Genomic DNA, 17,704 nt, shown 5'->3' with positions numbered 1-17,704 from the left:
TGACAGCATCGCAACCATGAGGTGAGTTATGGCACTTTCTGCCAATGAGAAAGCACAGATCGTTAATGATTATCAGCAAGCTGATGGCGATACAGGTTCCCCGGAAGTGCAGGTTGCACTGCTGAGCGCCAACATCAACAAGCTGCAGGACCACTTCAAGATCAACAAGCAGGATCACCATTCCCGCCGTGGTCTGATCCGGATGGTAAACCAGCGTCGTAAGCTGCTGGACTACCTCCGTCGGAAGAATGCTGACCGTTACCTGGAGCTGATCAAGCGCCTGGGACTGCGTCGCTAAATCCGGTCTTACGACCTGAAGGCCGCCCCGGTTTGTTCCGGTGCGGCCACCAGCCGGCGGGCTCCTCACGGGCCTGCCGGCTGTGCTTTACATCACCGCATTGAGTATTTTAGTGAATCTGGGGTTTCCTGTCGCATTGGAAAGCTGAAATTGATAGCAGGTTGTTGAAAGCCCGGGCGGTGCGCAAATAAAGCGTACCAGTTGCCTGGCCGGGGTTTTGCAACAGCCTGTTAGCTTTCAGGCAGAGTGCTTTCAGAGTCACATTTCAATCATTCTGAACAGATAACGCAGGAGTTCGTTGTGGATCTGCAACCGCGTAAGAAAACATTTGAACTGGGCGGCGAAACCGTCACTCTGGAAACGGGCCGTATTGCCCGTCAGGCTACAGGTTCCGTTCTTGTCACCATGGGTGATATTTCGGTTCTGGGTACTGTCGTTGGTGCCAAAGAAGCCAAGCCGGGTCAGCCGTTCTTCCCGCTGACCGTTAACTACTTCGAAAAAACCTATGCCGTGGGCAAAATCCCCGGTGGTTTCTTCAAGCGTGAAGGTCGTCCTTCCGAGAAAGAGACCCTGACATCCCGTTTGATCGACCGTCCGATTCGTCCGCTGTTCCCGAACGGCTACATGAACGAGACACAGGTTATCTGTACGGTTATGTCGTCCAGCAAACAGCAGGATCCGGATATCGCCGCCATGTTGGCCGCTTCGGCAGCCTTGGCAATCTCCGGTATTCCTTTCGCCGGCCCCATCGGTGCTAGCCGTGTTGGTTACACCAACGAAAGGGGTTACTTCCTGAACCCGAGCTTTGAAGACCTGAAAACCTCCCTGCTGGACATGGTGGTTGCGGGTACTGAAGACGCGGTTCTGATGGTTGAATCCGAAGCTAAAGGCCTGAGCGAAGATCAGATGCTGGGTGGCGTTCTGTTCGCGCACCAGGAAATGCAGACGGCTGTTGCCGCTATCAAAGAGTTCGCTGCTGAAAATGGCAAGCCCCGTTGGGATTGGCAGCCAGCTGCTGAAAACACCGAGCTACTGGGTGCGATCAGGTCTGAGTTTGCGGGCGCTATCGAAGAAGCCTATGGCATTCACGACAAGATGGCCCGCTACGCGCGTCTTGGCGAAATCAAAGCTGCAGCGGTTGAGAAGCTTGCAGGCGAAGAGGAAGGCCAGCCTTCCGCAGACGAAGTCAAAAAGAACTTCGGAAAAGTCGAGAAGACCGTTGTTCGCCAGCAGGTAATTGATGGCAAGCCGCGTATCGATGGCCGGGATAACAAGACGGTTCGTCCGATCGAAATCGAAGTGGGCATTCTGCCAAGCGTTCACGGTTCGGCACTGTTTACCCGTGGTGAAACCCAGGCAATCGTTACCACGACTCTGGGCACTTCCCGCGATGTGCAGACAATCGACGCACTGGAAGGTGAGCGCAAGGATCCGTTCCTGTTCCATTACAACTTCCCTCCGTACTCCGTAGGCGAAGCTGGCCGTGTTGGTACTCCTGGTCGTCGTGAAGTTGGTCACGGTCGTCTGGCCAAGCGCGGTGTGATGGCGGTTATGCCGACATTGGAAGAGTTCCCGTATGCCATTCGTGCGGTCTCCGAGATTACTGAATCCAACGGCTCCAGCTCCATGGCGTCTGTTTGTGGTTCAAGTCTGGCGCTGATGGATGCCGGTGTTCCGCTCAAGGCGGCAGTAGCGGGTATTGCCATGGGGCTGGTCAAGGAAGGCGACAAGTTTGCCATCCTGACCGACATTCTGGGTGATGAGGATCACCTGGGTGATATGGACTTCAAGGTTGCCGGTACCAAAGACGGCATTACTGCTCTGCAGATGGACATCAAGATCCAGGGTATTACTGACGAGATCATGGAACTTGCTCTTGAGCAGGCCTATGCAGCGCGTCAGCACATTCTGGTTGAGATGAACAAGGTTATCTCCGAGTCGCGTACAGAGCTTTCTCCGCGCGCTCCGAGCATCACCACTATCAAGATCAACCCGGAGAAGATCCGTGACGTTATCGGTAAGGGCGGTTCCATGATCCGTTCTATCTGTGACGAGACCGGTGCTTCCATTGATCTGGATGACGACGGCAACGTGAAGATCTACGCAGATAACATGGAAGCGGCCCAGGCGGCGGTTAACCGGGTTAAGGAAATCACTGCTGAGATTGAGGTTGGCGCTATCTACAAGGGCCGCGTTGAGCGCATTGTGGACTTTGGTGCCTTTGTTAACATCCTGCCTGGCAAGGATGGTCTGGTGCACATTTCCCAGATCTCTGATCGCCGGATTGAGAACGTGACTGACGAGCTTAGCGAAGGTCAGGAAGTTCTGGTCAAGGTTCTGGATGTGGACAACCGTGGTCGTGTGAAGCTGTCCATGAAGGAAGTGAAAGAAGGCGAGCAGCCGACTGACTTTTCTGACTGATAGCTAGCAGCTACTAAAAACCCGCCTTTCTTCTGGATTGGCGGGTTTTTTTGTTTACTGGTCTCTAGCTCGGAGATGGCAGGTATTGGGTGGGGCTTTTCAAAACACGCTGTAAATACGTCCTTGTACGCTTGGCTCCGCCATCCATGGCTCCGCACAGTTTTGAAAAGCCCCACCCAATACCTGCTGCCTGCGAAATCAGTTATCCCTTAAAAACTCCAGTACCGAATTCTTATAGGCGGGAATGATAAACGTCGCGGCATGGGGCGTATCCGTTTGCAGGAATTGCTTTGGCTCACCGGCGGCCTCGTAAAGCGCCTGACCGTGGTGGAAGGGGATGATGCCGTCGCGGATGCTGTGAATGATCATGACAGGTACCGGACTTATGTTGGCTATACGGTCGATGCCTTCGTACTGGTCCGGGATGGTCCAGCTCAGGGGGGCCTGGAGTGGCCAGGTGAGCCAGAAGCTTGAGAGCTTCTCTCTGGCTATGCCGCGAAAACCAGAGAAGGTGCCGTCGAGGATGACGCCGTTGAGTTCTGGGGTTTCGTTCCGTTGTACCCACTCGCTGGCGAGAGTTAGCCCAAGGGCGCCGCCCAGACTTTGGCCGAGGAGGAAGATCGGGGTGTTGTCGACGTCAGGTTGGCTCGCCAGCCAGCGCAGGCCGGTTTCGGAGTCGTGAAGGGCGCCTTCTATGTCGGGTGCGCCGGTGGACTTGCCGTAGCCGCGGTAGTCGATGGTGAAGACGTTGTAGCCTTCAGCGGGCAGCCAGGCAATGTTGAGCAGATGGCTGCTGATGTTCTGGGCGTTGCCGTGGAGGAAGTAAACAGTGCCTTTTGGCTGGCCTTGGGCGGGCAGCCACCAGCCGTGGAGGGTTTCGCCGTCGGCGGTGTCGAGATAGACGTTTTCGTGGGACAGGTTAAGCCGGTCTGGCGTTATGTAGGTGGTTCTGTCCGGGAAGAAGAACAGGCTGCTGCAACCGCTTTGTAATAACGCTGCGGCTGAGACGAGCAGGACCAGCAAGGGTGCCTTTATGCTGGATGTTTTCAGAAGTAAGCGTGTAGTCCGGCTTGCCATGTGCTCTGGTACCTATCGTAGTGATCTTCCCGGGTGAATTCGGCGAACAGGCTGAATTCGCGGCCGATGTGCCAGTTGCCTTTGGCGTATACCTGATCTTGCCGGTGCTGGCTGCTGACGATCCAGGCTTTGGTTTTGGCGCCGGCTGCCAGGCTGAAGCGGTTGTTCTGGTGCAGCAGGCCAATGTCGGCGCCGGGCGCTGCATCGTAGCCACGACGCAGGTCGTCGTCGATTTCCAGATCTGCCGTCGCAATGGCGAAGGCCTGGGTTTGTTGGCCCAGCCTCCAGCTTCCGCCTGCGCCACCTTCCAGGTAGGGTGCCAGAACTCTTTTGTTGCCGGTGTCGGTGCGACGCCCACCAAAGCCTACTTGCCACGATAAGGGCGAGAAAAACGCGTTTCTGGGGCTCAGGGAGCGGATTTCCACACCGGTGAGTTGCTCCACTTGCAGTTCGTCGTTGTCAGTGTAGTAGCGGGCATCCAGGCGGAGAAACTGCAGTTGGGCTCCGCTGCGATAGCCGGCGGGTGGGTCGAGAATATCGTGGTATGCGGGCCGGAATGTCAGTTGGGTAAACTCGCGATGGGCCAGTTGTCCTGCGCCCAGGCTCACGCGAAACGTATCATGACCCTGGTCGTCACGAACCTTTGGCTCTTCGGGTTCTTCAAGTGCTGCAGCACCATCTATTTTGCTGCGCTCACGCAGCAGGCTGTGAGACAGCGGTGCCGCGAATTCCCTTGGCCAGCTGTCAGCTTCGCTCTGGTAGCGAACGTAGTCGTAGGTGGCGTCCAGCAGGTGGGCACGTTCGCGGGGCGGAAGAGCAAGTACCTCGCCGCTGTCTGGCTCCACATATCCATTCGCCATCGCGGCTGCAAGTGTCTGATGGGGTTGGGGCAGTGCAGACAGGCTATGGGACACAGAGGTGGCTGCCGATGCGCGGTAGTGCACATTCTCGACCAGATCCTTATCGACTACCCAACGAACCGTGTCCGACGGTATGGCATGGGTGCTTACCTCACCCAGAAGGTTGGTGCCAGGACGGGCAACATCGATAAGTGCAAGCAGGCGATAGGCGCAGTTTTCATCGAAAAAATAGTAGTCAAAATTGCGATCCCGGATTTCCCAGGCGTGAGCCAGCATGAAGTCCACTTCCTGCTGGTTCAGGTTCAGTTTGTATTCCCACAGATCCCGGTGCTCGATATCGGAGTAGAGCCGGATTTTTTCGTAGTAGGGTTGCACACTGGTGATGCCCGGATAACCTCCGAAGATCCCCCGGTATGCAAACAACAGTTCGCTGTCGTGGGCGGCCGCGTCAGCTGCGTAGGAAATCGTATTGGCGAGCAGTAAGTTCGTTTGCTCGTCGTCCTGCGGTGGGTCCAGCCTGAGAAAAGTATGACCAAACATGGATGATGGGCTGTTCAGGTACGACGCTGCAAAAACCAGAGTGATGCTTTCGGTGTTAAGGGTATTCATCCACTCTTTGTAATCCGGGCAGTCTGTTGCCTGGGTTGGCAGATCAAGCTGTTCACGAAGCCAGGCATCCCGGGCCGGAAAGCGGCACCGGGCGTGGTCATTGCCATCGCCCGGTTGCTGTATAGCCTTGAGGGTTGCTTCCAGCTCTGCTTTTGGAGAGTTCTTGCCGCCCTCGCTCAGGAAAAATGCGGGATCATCCGCCTGGCTGGTATAGCCGCTGCCAAATCTGTCGGGCTGGTAGTGAATAAGTGTGAGCCATGCCGGGTCGAGATGCAGTGAGCTTTCGGCAGTTTGTGCCTGGGCCTGCAGGGGTAAGCTGGTGATGAGCCAAAGCACAGCTGGCCCAATGCGAAGCGAGTTGCTCATGGGTATGTGCGAGTTCCGGTAGGAGATGATGAAACGGGGCAGTGCGCCATCCTTGGCGCTCGGGCATCCCTGCAGTTCAGCTATCAGGCCGCTACGTATTTGCTCAGCGACTCATGCTTTTCCAGCAGGGCGACAATGGCGTCTACTGCTTCACCGGAAGTGGTGTCGGAACTTGGGAAAACAGCAGCGAAGTTATCCTGCAGAATCTGGCGGAAAGCATCGCGGTCCGTTGCTTCTACACCCAGAAGAACTGCCAGGGTTTCCAGGTTCTCGCCACTACCGCGAGACATGTCACGAGCTACCTTGTCGATGTTGCTGTCCATATACATGGCCATGGACTGAACAGATTCGTTGGTCTGGCAGCCCAGGGTGCCCGTGGTCATGCCGAATGTCTGGTTGCCGAATGTAGCGTTGGTTGTTGCAGCCAGTACGTGGGGAGCAACACCGGATTGTCCTTTCCAGATCATGGCGCCAACGCCGCAGCCCGGTTGAGCAAAAGCCATGGAAGAAGCACCCAGAAGAATTGCACCTGCGATCAGTTTTTTCATTGTCCACTCCTTTGAATATTTTTACAGTCGTCGCAAAATCCACATAGCCAGCTGTCATTGCTGACTGTGCGGCAACGGCTCTGACAGATTTCTTGTGAAAAAAGCACAAAGACCGTTGCCTTGAGTATAGTGCAGATTTGGAAGTGGCAAGTCTATACTTCGGTGACCATTTGATTTTAAGAGATTATTTGGCCTGTTCAGCGGACAGCGGTGTGAATTCCGGGTATAAAAAACCGGAGCAGGCTCCGGTTCAGTGGTATCGCGAGTGCTGGCTCAGCCACCCAGATACGCGTTCTGCACATCCGGGTTCTCGAGCAGATTCTTGCCTGTATCGTGCAGGCGGATTTTTCCGGTTTCTAGCACGTAACCGCGATCAGCGAGGTGCAGCGCCTGATGAGCGTTTTGCTCCACCAGGAATACCGTAATTCCTTCGTCCCGAAGATGGCCAATGATCTCAAAGATCTGTTTGATCACCAGTGGTGCAAGACCCAGTGATGGTTCATCCAGAATAATCATGTTGGGCCGGCTCATGAGTGCCCGCCCTATGGCCAACATCTGCTGCTCGCCCCCGGACATGGTGCCCGCGCGCTGGTGTTCACGTTCTTTCAGGCGAGGGAACAGCTCGTATACGTGAGCCTGGCTTTTCCGAATCTCGGATTTGGTATTGAAGAAGCCGCCCATGTGCAGGTTTTCTTCTACCGTCAGGCCCGAAAATATGCGACGGCCTTCGGGCACTATTGCCAGCCCGGAGCGCATAATCTGCGCGGTGGGCTCATGGGTGATGTCCCGGCCTTCCAGGATGACGCGTCCCGAGCTGGCTTGCGGCATTCCGCACACGGTCATTAGCAGAGTGGTTTTCCCGGCGCCATTGGCACCGATCAGCGAGACAATCTCGCCTTGGTTAACCTCGACTGAAACCCCGTGCAGGGCCTCAATTTTGCCGTAATGGGTGTGGACATCTTCTAGTACAAGCATGCTCATATTCAGGCCTCGCCCAGGTAAGCTTTGATCACGTCGTCGTTCTGGCGGATTTCTTCCGGAGTGCCACTGGCCAGGGGGCGCCCCTGGTTGATGACGTTAATCCGGTCGGAAATATCCATTACCAGGCTCATGTCGTGCTCAATCAGCACCACGGAAACGTTGTAGTCCTCCTTCAGGCTCACGATGAGCTGATTGAGTTCTTTGGTTTCCGCCGGGTTAAGGCCTGCCGCCGGCTCGTCGAGCATCAGCAGTTTCGGCTCTGTGACCATGCAGCGCGCTATTTCAAGCCGTCGCTGCTGGCCGTATGCCAGGTTGCCGGCATCGCGATTAGCGAGGCTCAGAAGGCCGACACGTTCAAGCCAGTAGGCGGCGCGATCCAGCGCTTTCTGTTCCCGTTTCTTGTAGTCGGGGGTGCCCAGAAGCCCGGCAAGCATGTTGGTATTGAGATGACGATGTTGGGCTACGAGCAGGTTCTCTGCGACGGACATTTTAGTGAACAGGCGAACGTGCTGAAAGGTTCTGACCATGCCCAACCGGGAAATCTTGTAATCCGGCGTGCCCTGTACTTCCTTGCCTTCGAAAAGTATCTTTCCGCCGGACGGCTTGTAAAAGCCACTCATGCAGTTGAATACGGTGGTTTTCCCGGCGCCGTTGGGGCCGATGATGGAAACGATTTCCCGTTCCTGAACGTCCAGTGAAACGCCGTCTACTGCCAACAGTCCGCCAAAGCGCATGGACAGATTCTGTACTTCAAGCATTGTCTGTCACTCCTGCTTGTTCAGTGTGATGTGGATGCGGCGCATAGGTAGCAGGCCCTGTGGTCGCCAGACCATCATCAACACCATGGCAGCGCCGAAAATCAGCATGCGGTATTCGGAAAATTCCCGAGCGAGTTCCGGCAGGATGGTTACCGCAATAGCCGCCAATATAACGCCGAGCTGTGATCCCATGCCGCCCAGAACCACAATCGCAAGGATGATGGCGGACTCGAGGAACACAAAAGATTCCGGGCTGATGAAGCCTTGCTTGGAGGCGAACACAGTGCCTGCAAAGCCCGCAAAGAACGCGCCAATGGTGAAAGCGGAGAGTTTGACGGCGGTACGGCTGAGGCCCAGCGAGCGAGCCGCGATTTCATCTTCCCGCAAGGCTTCCCAGGCCCGGCCAACCGGCATGTGCATAAAGCGGCGGATGATCAGGGCCGTAATAACAGCCAGTACCAATGCGATCAGGTACAGGAAAATGACCTTGTGCTCGCCGCTGTAGGCAATACCGAAGGTTTCGTGGAATGACGTGTTGCCTTCTTCCTTTACGCGGCGACCGAACTCCATGCCAAACAGCGTGGGCTCGGGAATGCCCCCGATGCCATTGGGGCCGCCGGTCAGGGTGGTCCAGTTATTAAGCAGGATGCGGATGATCTCGCCAAAGCCCAGGGTGACAATCGCCAGATAGTCCCCCCTGAGGCGTAAAACCGGAAAGCCCAGAGTCATCCCGGTCAGTCCTGCGAGTAACGCACCGATGGGCAAAGCCATCCAGAATGAAATGCCTGTGTATTGCGACAACAGGGCGAAGGTGTAAGCCCCCACCGCGTAGAAGGCAACATACCCAAGATCCAGCAGGCCAGCGAGGCCTACGACCACGTTTAGCCCCAGAGCCAGCATGACATAAATCAGGACCAGAGTGGCAAGATCCACAGAGCCTCGCGACACAACGAACGGCCAGAACAGTGCAAGCACTACGATACCGGTCAGTATCCAGGATTCCAGCTTTGCCCGCTTGGCTTGCTCCATGGGTTCTTTGTCTGCCAACGGGTTGAATTTGGGCAACTTGCCCAGCAAGCCCATGATTGAATCGCGGTAGGCCTGGAAAACAAACACCGCAATTGCCGCCAGAACAATGGCAACGTAGGTTGAGGTCTTGGCTCCCGTGAGGATGATGTTGATGCCTTCGGCTTCCAGGTTAAGCCCAAGGATAGGGATAGAGATTATTAGCGTGACAACCGCGCAGAACAGCGCGTGTCTGAAGTTGTTAGCAGCCATCAGATCTTTTCAACCTCCGGTTTGCCGAGCAGACCCGTGGGTTTGAAGAGCAGAATAAGGATCAGCAAGCCGAACGAGACGACGTCTTTGTATTCACCGCTGAGGTAGCCGGAGGTCATACTTTCAGCCACTCCAAGAATCAGACCACCGAGCATGGCACCGGGAATACTGCCAATGCCGCCGAGCACGGCTGCGGTAAAGGCCTTGAGCCCCGCAATAAAACCGAACAATGGGTCAATCGAGCCGTAGTACATGCCCAGGAGTAGGCCCGCAACCGCCGCCAGTGCGGCACCAATTATGAAGGTGGCTGAGATAATGCGGTTGGTGTCGATGCCCAGCAGGCTGGCCATGCCGAGATCCTGGGAAACTGCCCGGCAGGCGCGGCCTGTGCGGGAGCGGGAAATGAACAGCGAGAGTACCGTCATGCAAATCAATGTGGTCACAAAAATAGTGATCTGCATGTATGACAGCGACATCTCGAACGCGCCATCAGCGCTAAAATTGAACCCACCCTCAATAAGTGCGGGGAAGCCGACGTTGCGGGAGCCCTGGGCAAGATGAACATAGTTCTGCAGGAAGATGGACATACCGATTGCAGAGATCAGGGGGATCAGGCGATGACGGCCACGCACGGGGCGGTAGGCGACGCGTTCCACAGCCCAGCCCATGGAACTGGAAACAAGCATGGCGCACAAAAGCGCAACGACAAGAATAAGTGGAAGCCAGGCAAGGCCAAGAGCTGTAAGGCCGGTAATGGCGATGAGCGCGGTGTAGGCGCCGATCATATAGATTTCACCATGGGCAAAGTTGATCATGCCGATGATGCCGTAAACCATCGTGTAACCGATGGCGATCAGGGCATAGGCGCTCCCGATCGTTAGCCCGTTAATGAGCTGTTGGGAGAAATACAGGAGGTCTTGCATTATTGTTTGACTCCGGAGGCCTGCTCCCTCCCCTGAAACACACCAGACACGGGATAACCGGGTCAGCAATGGGACAGGATCAACAGGAGCCTAGAAAAACACCTTCTCCCGGATCGCGGTGAGAAGGTGTCCTCATGATTACCGTTTATTAACGATTTGGCTTAGTTTACCGGAGTTTTGCTGCCATCTGAATGCCATTCGTACACAACAAATTCAAATGACTTCATGTCGCCGGCTTTGTCGTACTGCACGGTGCCGATTGGTGTTTCAAAGCTGCCGCTGCGCAAGGCTGCAGCAACGTCGAACGGGTCCTTGGATTTCGCAGCTTCGATACCGTCAGCTACCAGTTGCACAGCAGCGTAGGAGGTCAGCACGAACGGGCCTGAGGGGTCTTCACCCTTGGCTTCGAATGCTTGTACCAGGCTCTGGTTTTCAGCTTTTTCGTCGAAGCTTGGTGGCAGGGTTACCAGAAGCCCTTCAGAGGCTTCGCCAGCAATGGTGTTGATGTCTTTGTTACCAACGCCCTCAGGACCCATGAACTTGGCATCCAGGTTTGCCTGGCGCGCCTGGCGCAGAATAAGGCCCAGCTCAGGGTGGTAACCGCCAAAGTAAACGTAGTCGACATCGGCTTGCTTGAGTTTGGTGACCAGGGAGGAGAAGTCCTTGTCGCCGGCAGTAACACCTTCAAACATGGCAATCTCGATGCCTTTGTCTTTCAGGGTGTCACGTACTGCCGTTGCAATACCCTCACCGTACTGCTGCTTGTCGTGAATGACAGCAACGCGCTTGGGGTTCTGGCTGGCGAGGTAGTTGCCGGCAACCGGGCCCTGCATGCTGTCGAGCCCGATGGTGCGGAAGATCAGCTCATAGCCGCGCTCGGTGATCTCGGGGCTGGTTGAGGCAGGCGTGATCATCAGGATGCCTTCGTCCTCATAAATGTCCGAGGCGGGCTGGGTCGAGCTGGAGCAGAGGTGGCCGATCACGTAACGGACGCCGTCGTTAACCAGTCGGTTTGCGACGGTTACAGCTTGCTTGGGGTCGCATACGTCGTCGTATTCTACCGCGACGAGCTTCTCACCCATCACGCCGCCCTTGGCGTTGATCTGCTCAATGGCCATGCGAGCGCCGGAGAACTGCATGTCGCCGTACTGTGCAACGGGGCCGGTCATTGGGCCTGCGATGCCAATTTGAATCTCCGCAGCTGCGTGGCCGGCGCCCATAAGGGCAACGGAAGCACTAACGGCGGTTACGAGTTTTTTCAGTGAAGTTGTCATTGTGTCTGTCCTGTTAGGTTCAGGGTTATTCTTATGTTCTCAGAAAGCTAAACAAACACCACACATCCAGCCTTGTCAAGCTAGCCTGAGCCTTCTTTGATTATTTAACATTCTCCGGCTCAAACTTCTTTGTTGTCAGTATGATCCGGGAATGCCAGTGTGCGGAAGCTTTGGTGGACACGCAACTCTTCCAGGTTGATATTGACCGAAGTGCCGTCTGAGGTTTGCGTGAAAGGATGGGGAGAATCCGCTACTTGCATTCCGGGGAACAAAGACCTCTAATAATTAGTGGTGTAAATAAAGATCGGAAAGCTTCAGCGGAGCAGTAATACAGTGAACAATCATGAGCATGTTCTGGTGGCACTCAGGCGTGTCATCCGGGCAACGGACCTCCACTCCAAGCGCCTTAGCAAAAATGCCGGACTCACCGGCCCGCAACTACTAATCATGAGGACAATTCGGGACCTGGGTGAGGTGACTATAGGTACGATCGCAGACAAGGTCAGCCTCAGCCAGGCCACGGTTACGACGATCCTCGATCGACTTGAGCACCGGCAGTTGGTCTACCGTGTTCGCAGTACGCAGGACAAACGAAAGGTTCATGCGCATCTGACCGAGGGTGGTGCAGACATACTGTCCCGCGCGCCGAACCCTCTGCAGGAGGATTTCATCAAGAAATTCCAAAGCCTTCATGAGTGGGAACAGAACATGATTCTGGCCTCTCTTCAGCGCGTGGCGAACATGATGGATGCTGATGATATAGATGCTTCTCCGGTGCTGGATGTCGGCCCTGTGCTGAAGGACGACGGCTGGAAAGAAAAAGCCTGAGCCTTTTCCTTCCTCCGGTTCAGTGTACCGAGGAGCCCGTTCTGGGCTTGTTACCGAAGCACACTTGAAACACATCGTTGTAATGTCGTGCGAAGTTGACGGTCAGGCCCTCCGTGAGGTAACCCGGTAGTTCTTCGTAATCTCCGCGGTTCGCTTCGGGCAGAATCAGATTGCTGATTTTCTGCCGGCGGGCCGCGATGACTTTCTCGCGTATGCCCCCCACGGGTAGCACCTGGCCGGTGAGTGTCAGCTCCCCGGTCATCGCCGTATTCTGCTGCGGCGCTTCCCGGCGGGCAATAGAAAGCAGCGCGGTTGCCATGGTAACGCCGGCACTGGGGCCGTCTTTGGGCGTTGCGCCCTCCGGAACATGGAGATGCACGAAGGACTTGTCGAAAAACCCGGGGTCGCCTTTGAACCGTTTCAGGTTTGAGCAAACGTAGCTGTAAGCGATTTCAGCAGATTCTTTCATGACGTCGCCAAGCTGGCCGGTCAGTTTGAAGCCACGTTGGCTGGTATGCACGCGTGTGGCCTCCATGCTCAGTGTTGCGCCGCCCATGGCGGTCCAGGCGAGACCGGTAACCACTCCGACACCCTTGAGTGATTTTTCTTTTCGGAATGTTGGCTGCCCGAGGTATTCCTGCAGGTCGGATATGCCAATCTTTACCGGCTCGTTCGGGGCTTCCAGGAGCTTTACGATGCCTTTGCGCATGACTTTGTGCAGCAGTTTTTCCAGATTTCGGACACCGGCTTCGCGGGCATAGCCTTCAATAATCTGCCGGATAGCGGCGTCTGTAATGTTGAACTGTTTCTTCAGAAGCCCCGCCCGCTTCAGCAAACGCGGCAGCAGATGGTGCTTGGCGATGGCCAGCTTTTCCTCACCGATATAGCCAGACAGGCGGATAACGTCCATGCGATCCAGAAGTGGCCTGGGAATAGTATCGAGCTGGTTGGCCGTGCAAATGAAAAGCACTTTGGACAGGTCCATACGGACATCCAGGTAGTGATCCAGGAATTCCTTGTTCTGCTCCGGATCCAGGGTTTCCAGAAGCGCAGAGGCCGGGTCACCCTGATAGGACGCGCCAATCTTGTCGATCTCATCTAGCATGATGACAGGATTGGCTACTTTGGTATCTTTCAGAGCCTGCACAAACTTGCCGGGCATGGCGCCGATATAGGTGCGCCTATGGCCTTTGATCTCAGCCTCATCGCGCATGCCGCCAACGCTGAAACGGAAAAATTTGCGCCCCAGCGCATCCGCCACTGAGTGGCCAATAGAGGTTTTACCGACGCCCGGTGGGCCGACTAGCAGCAGGATTGAGCCGCTGACTTCGCCTTTGAATGATCCCTCTGCCAGGAATTCGATAATCCGGTCTTTCACGTCGAACAAGCCATCGTGGTCCCGGTCGAGGATACGGCGAGCTTCAGCCAGATCAAACTGATCTTCGGAGTGCTGGCCCCAGGGCACATGCGTCAGCCAATCCAGATAATTTCGGGTAACGCCATATTCCGGCGAGCCCTGCTCCAGAATGCGCAGCTTTTGCAGTTCATCGTCGAATCGCGCTCGCACTGCCTCGGGAGGGCTCAGCTCGGCCATTCGGCTTTCAAAGCGTTCGGCATCGGCCGTTTTATCGTCTTTCGACATGCCAAGCTCACGCTGAATCACTTTCAGCTGTTCTTTGAGGAAGAAATCACGCTGGTGTTTTTGCACCTTTTCATTCACTTCTTCGCTGATTTCAGACTGCAAGCGCGCCACTTCCAGCTCTTTGCGCATCAGCAGAAGCACTTTTTCCATGCGCCGAAGCAAGGGCACAGTGTCCAGAACGCCTTGCAACTCCGGGCCGGGCGCGCTGGTCATGGAGGCGCCAAAATCCGTCAACGGGGAGCTGTCTTCCGGGCCAAAACGCGAAAGGTACTGTTTTACTTCCTCGCCATACAGCGGATTGGTGCGAAGAAGCTCTTTGATCGCGCTGATGATTGCCAGAGTGTAGGCTTTGGTTTCGTCCGCATCTTCCTCAGGCTCCTCCGGGTACTCAACTTCTACCAGATACGGCGGCTTGCGGCGTAACCACTGTACAATCCGGAAGCGCTGCAGGCCTTGAGCAATAAACTGTACATTGCCGTCTGAGTTCTGCGCATGATGAACGCGCACAGCGCAACCAACGGTTGCCAGTTCGCTGCTCGCCGGCACGCTTTGGCCGGGCTCATGGTCATCCACAAAGCAAATCCCGAGCATTTTGTGGTCAGTTTCGCTTACGCGTTTGAGCGTCTCTTGCCAGGGGTTCTGCTTGACCACAACCGGCTGTACCTGTGCCGGGAAAAACGGCCGATTTGATACGGGTAGCACATACATCCGCTTTGGCAACGATTGTTGAGACAAAGCCAGCTCTTTACTGCGCTCATTTTTGCCGATGTATTCAGTAACGTCTTCCTCGAACTCTTCCAGTGGGTCTCTGTCGCTGTCGTGATTCATGCCGTGTCTGCTTCCTGGTAGGAGGAGTGGTTCACTACTAACTAGAGCCGAAAGCCACATTTTCAAGCTTGGGTGCTGTAAATGCCCTGGAATGAACCTCTTGAATTCTTACGCCAGGCGCCCCATCTACGCCTTAAACCATAATGAACGTTTCAGGTGTCCGACATGAGCAGTTCTCCCCATATATTTGAAGCCACCATGGAAAACTTCCAACAGGAAGTTATGGATGCCTCTGCCTCCACGCCCGTACTTGTGGATGTATGGGCCGAATGGTGTGCACCCTGCAAACAGCTTATGCCCCTGTTGGAAAAGCTGGTTAATGAGTACAAGGGCGCGTTCCGGCTGGCCAAGGTTAATGCGGATGAGCAGGAGCAGCTCACATCCAGCCTGGGTGTGCGCAGCCTGCCAACCATTATTCTGGTGAAGGATGGCCAGGCGGTTGACGGTTTTAACAGTGCCTTGCCTGAAAGTGAAATCCGCAAGGTGTTGGAAAAGCACATCGAGCTGCCGGAAGAGGCTCCGTACGAGAAAGCCCATCGCATCTGGGAAGAAGGCGATATCGAAGGCGCGATGGAAATTCTTTCGGAAATGAACAGGGAAGATCCGGAGAACCTCAAGGTGCTGATTGACCTTGCCCAGTTGAAAGCTGAATCCGGTGACCTCGAAACCGCTGAACAGGTTCTGGAAAGTCTGCCGCCGGAGGAGAAGCTGCAACAGCAGGCAAAGCAGCTGGCGGCCAGAATAAAGTTCCTGAAGCAGTCGGCGGAGCTGCCACCTGTAAAGGATCTGGAAATGGCCCTGGAGCAGGACCCGAAAGACCCTAACGCTTTGCACCAGTTGGCACTTCACAGCGTGCTGGCGGAAAAAAATGCCGAAGCCATGGAACTGCTGATTCGCCTGATGCAGGTGGACAGCAAATATAAAGACGAGGTGGCCAAAACCACGCTGGTTGAGCTGTTTGAGAAGCTTGGAAATAGCAACCCGGATGTGCGCACCTATCGGCGAAAGCTGTATACGCTGATGCACTGACCGTAGGTCAACCACCACCAAAAACGGGGCGCCTTTCGGAGCCCTGTTTTTGATGGTGTAAGCCCGAGAGCCTTAACCATTGCCTCTCTTCATCTCTTCAAACTCATCTTCAAAAAAGAACTTTTCTTCACCAAAAGCGGGTTCCAGCTCATGCAGCCAGGTAGCTGTCTCGCTGTACTTTGCAAAGAATGGGCGTTGTACCCAATCCGGATTGCGGCCTTGCAAAAAGCGCAGTACAAAAACCTTTTCGCCATTCACTTCGGCTATTCCCTGAACTTCTACCTTGCCCGGGCCTGCGCTCATGCTGGGTCCCCGGGCTGTGCGTGCCAGGCCGCTGACTTTCTTCATGGCTTCGCGATAAATGTTAAAGGCTCCTGCGAGCGGGACTTCGAAGTAGTTCTTGGCGCCGGTGTCGCGCTCCACAAACATGTAGTAGGGAATGATGCCGAGCTGTACTTCTTTCTTCCAAAGCTTGGCCCAGGCATCTGCATCGTCGTTGACGTGTTTGATCAGCGGGCCCTGTGCGCGGATTTCGGCGCCGGTGGCACGGATACGGCGAATGGCCTCCTCGGCGATGTCGGTGGTGATTTCCTGCCAGTGGTTGTAATGGGCCATGATCGCAACGTGCTTGCCGGCGTCCACAAGCTGGGCAAACAGATCGATCAGCTCATCTGCATCCTTGTCGGTCACGAAACGGTAAGGCCAGAAGGTTAAAGCTTTGGTGCCGATGCGGATGGTCTGGATGTGGTCGAACTCTGGCTGCAGCAAAGGTTCAAGGTACTGAGCCAGGCTTTTGGTTTTCATCACCATGGGGTCGCCACCGGTGACCAGAAGGTCGGTTACTTCGGTGTGCTCCTGCAGATACCCGTGCAACTTGTCTGCCTCGGCGCTCGACATCTTCAGATCTTTGTCGCCCACAAACTGCGCCCAGCGGAAACAGAAAGTGCAATAAGAGTGGCAGGTTTGGCCTTGGGCCGGGAAGAACAGCACAGTCTCGCGGTACTTGTGTTGCACGCCGTCGAGCACTTCGCCTTCCAGCTCCGGCATGTTCATTTCCATCTGGCCGGCCGGATGAGGGTTCAATTCATCGCGAATCTCTTTGGCTACGGCCTGAATTTCTTTCTTCTCGGCGCCGTCCCGGTGCATCTGGGCCATGCGTTGAAAGTGCTCGTCGTTGAGCATGCCCTTTTGTGGGAAGACCAGTTGGTAGATGGGGTCGTTAGGCACCTTGTCCCAGTTGATCAACTCGTTGATCACATACTCGTTCACCCGGAAGGGCAGCACGCTGGCGACGACCTTCATCTCAAACAAGGTCTCTGCGGGGAGGTTCTGAATGATCTCGATTTTGTCTAGCTGGCGGTCTGTATAAACCTTGAAGCGTCGTTCCTCGAATTCGGCTGCAGGAATCCGGTTGGGAAAAGTGACGATTGAATTCATGGTTCGCCCTCGGTGGTTAATAGTCTGAAATTGCAGAGGGCAAATAAACGCCGCTCCGGTGGTCAAAAAATGGGCAGAGGAGTATACATAAATTGCTGTTTGGTTTCAGGTCTAATTAAAAATGTGGAGAGTAAATCGATGGTTTTAAGGGTGCAGTTTTTAACTATTTGAAAATCAACATTAATTGCCTTGAATGGTTGTCAGATTTTACCTCGATATCGTTTAGGGCGGTAATGAAAAGAGAGGTTCTGCAGGTACTAAGACGTTGGTCGGAGTCTGGTTGTTTGGAGGTCGAAAAAAAGGCATTATTGCGTAACTAATCGTAATTATCTTTGTGATTTCTCGGAAGGTTTCACGTTTCAGTCGAAATCTTCGGGCAATACGTAGTAAAAATACTACGAAAATCGAGTCTTGATGGGTAGGTCCTGGGGATGTTTGGCCATAATTGGTTCAATCTGTGGGGCAGGGCAGCAAAAGCTGTTCTATGCTTTATGAACATAAATTTTGCCATTGGCCGGTGCATCGCCCGGCAGGTTGCTTAAAGAAA

Annotated in this window: 14 protein-coding genes; 4 read left to right on the top strand and 10 right to left on the bottom strand. The window is 54.9% G+C overall.

The window, feature by feature from the left end:
* Window positions 1-28 precede the first annotated feature (28 nt).
* Window positions 29-298 carry a 30S ribosomal protein S15 gene (rpsO, locus tag ACN0V1_RS11255; RefSeq protein ID WP_144777886.1) on the top strand — a complete coding sequence of 90 codons (270 nt, stop codon included), beginning with the start codon at window positions 29-31 and terminating at the stop codon, window positions 296-298.
* Window positions 299-604: 306 nt separating this feature from the next.
* Window positions 605-2,719 (top strand): polyribonucleotide nucleotidyltransferase, encoded by a 2,115-nt coding sequence (gene pnp, locus ACN0V1_RS11250; protein WP_417545107.1) that lies wholly within the window; start codon window positions 605-607, stop codon window positions 2,717-2,719.
* A 198-nt stretch (window positions 2,720-2,917) separates the two neighbouring features.
* Here pnp and ACN0V1_RS11245 read toward each other — a convergent pair whose 3' ends face one another.
* The 8 genes from ACN0V1_RS11245 to ACN0V1_RS11210 all read right to left on the bottom strand — a co-directional run bounded on the left by ACN0V1_RS11245 (window position 2,918) and on the right by ACN0V1_RS11210 (window position 11,393).
* A complete protein-coding gene (locus tag ACN0V1_RS11245; RefSeq protein WP_417545074.1) occupies window positions 2,918-3,796 on the bottom strand; it encodes an alpha/beta hydrolase in 879 nt (292 codons plus the stop codon).
* A complete protein-coding gene (locus ACN0V1_RS11240) occupies window positions 3,766-5,631 on the bottom strand; it encodes a DUF4105 domain-containing protein (protein ID WP_417545073.1) in 1,866 nt (621 codons plus the stop codon). The genes ACN0V1_RS11245 and ACN0V1_RS11240 overlap by 31 nt, the downstream gene beginning before the upstream one ends.
* Before the next feature lie 83 nt (window positions 5,632-5,714).
* Window positions 5,715-6,179 carry a DUF3015 domain-containing protein gene (locus ACN0V1_RS11235; RefSeq protein WP_417545072.1) on the bottom strand — a complete coding sequence of 155 codons (465 nt, stop codon included), beginning with the start codon at window positions 6,177-6,179 and terminating at the stop codon, window positions 5,715-5,717.
* Between the two features lie 273 nt (window positions 6,180-6,452).
* A complete protein-coding gene (locus tag ACN0V1_RS11230; RefSeq protein WP_417545071.1) occupies window positions 6,453-7,154 on the bottom strand; it encodes an ABC transporter ATP-binding protein in 702 nt (233 codons plus the stop codon).
* Between the two features lie 8 nt (window positions 7,155-7,162).
* Window positions 7,163-7,918 carry a high-affinity branched-chain amino acid ABC transporter ATP-binding protein LivG gene (gene livG / locus ACN0V1_RS11225; protein WP_417545070.1) on the bottom strand — a complete coding sequence of 252 codons (756 nt, stop codon included), beginning with the start codon at window positions 7,916-7,918 and terminating at the stop codon, window positions 7,163-7,165.
* Between the two features lie 6 nt (window positions 7,919-7,924).
* Window positions 7,925-9,196, bottom strand: a complete 1,272-nt coding sequence (locus ACN0V1_RS11220) for a high-affinity branched-chain amino acid ABC transporter permease LivM (RefSeq protein WP_417545069.1) — start codon at window positions 9,194-9,196, stop codon at window positions 7,925-7,927.
* The gene (livH, locus tag ACN0V1_RS11215; RefSeq protein ID WP_291946420.1) at window positions 9,196-10,119 is read right to left on the bottom strand and encodes a high-affinity branched-chain amino acid ABC transporter permease LivH; all 924 of its coding nucleotides are present in this window, start codon (window positions 10,117-10,119) and stop codon (window positions 9,196-9,198) included. Before livH ends, ACN0V1_RS11220 begins: the two co-directional genes overlap by 1 nt.
* A 161-nt stretch (window positions 10,120-10,280) precedes the next feature.
* Window positions 10,281-11,393 carry a branched-chain amino acid ABC transporter substrate-binding protein gene (locus ACN0V1_RS11210; RefSeq protein ID WP_417545068.1) on the bottom strand — a complete coding sequence of 371 codons (1,113 nt, stop codon included), beginning with the start codon at window positions 11,391-11,393 and terminating at the stop codon, window positions 10,281-10,283.
* 333 nt (window positions 11,394-11,726) lie between these two features.
* On the opposite strand from ACN0V1_RS11210, the gene ACN0V1_RS11205 reads away from it, so the two are divergent.
* On the top strand, window positions 11,727-12,221 hold the full coding sequence (locus ACN0V1_RS11205; RefSeq protein WP_144777895.1) for a MarR family winged helix-turn-helix transcriptional regulator: 495 nt from the start codon (window positions 11,727-11,729) through the stop codon (window positions 12,219-12,221).
* 19 nt (window positions 12,222-12,240) lie between these two features.
* Here ACN0V1_RS11205 and lon read toward each other — a convergent pair whose 3' ends face one another.
* Window positions 12,241-14,691: an endopeptidase La gene (lon, locus tag ACN0V1_RS11200; RefSeq protein WP_417545067.1), complete on the bottom strand. Its 2,451-nt coding sequence runs from the start codon at window positions 14,689-14,691 to the stop codon at window positions 12,241-12,243.
* A 165-nt stretch (window positions 14,692-14,856) separates the two neighbouring features.
* Between lon and ACN0V1_RS11195 the strand changes: the two genes are divergently transcribed.
* Window positions 14,857-15,720 (top strand): tetratricopeptide repeat protein, encoded by an 864-nt coding sequence (locus tag ACN0V1_RS11195; protein WP_417545066.1) that lies wholly within the window; start codon window positions 14,857-14,859, stop codon window positions 15,718-15,720.
* A gap of 72 nt (window positions 15,721-15,792) precedes the next feature.
* Here ACN0V1_RS11195 and ACN0V1_RS11190 read toward each other — a convergent pair whose 3' ends face one another.
* Window positions 15,793-17,157, bottom strand: coding sequence for a KamA family radical SAM protein (locus ACN0V1_RS11190; protein ID WP_417545065.1), 1,365 nt, complete (start codon window positions 17,155-17,157; stop codon window positions 15,793-15,795).
* Window positions 17,158-17,704: the final 547 nt, after the last annotated feature.

The sequence above is a fragment of the Marinobacter sp. genome (genome assembly GCF_048266785.1).
Lineage (GTDB): Bacteria > Pseudomonadota > Gammaproteobacteria > Pseudomonadales > Oleiphilaceae > Marinobacter.
Note: the sequence above shows the minus strand (reverse complement) of the source record. Positions and strands in the feature narration are given on the sequence as shown.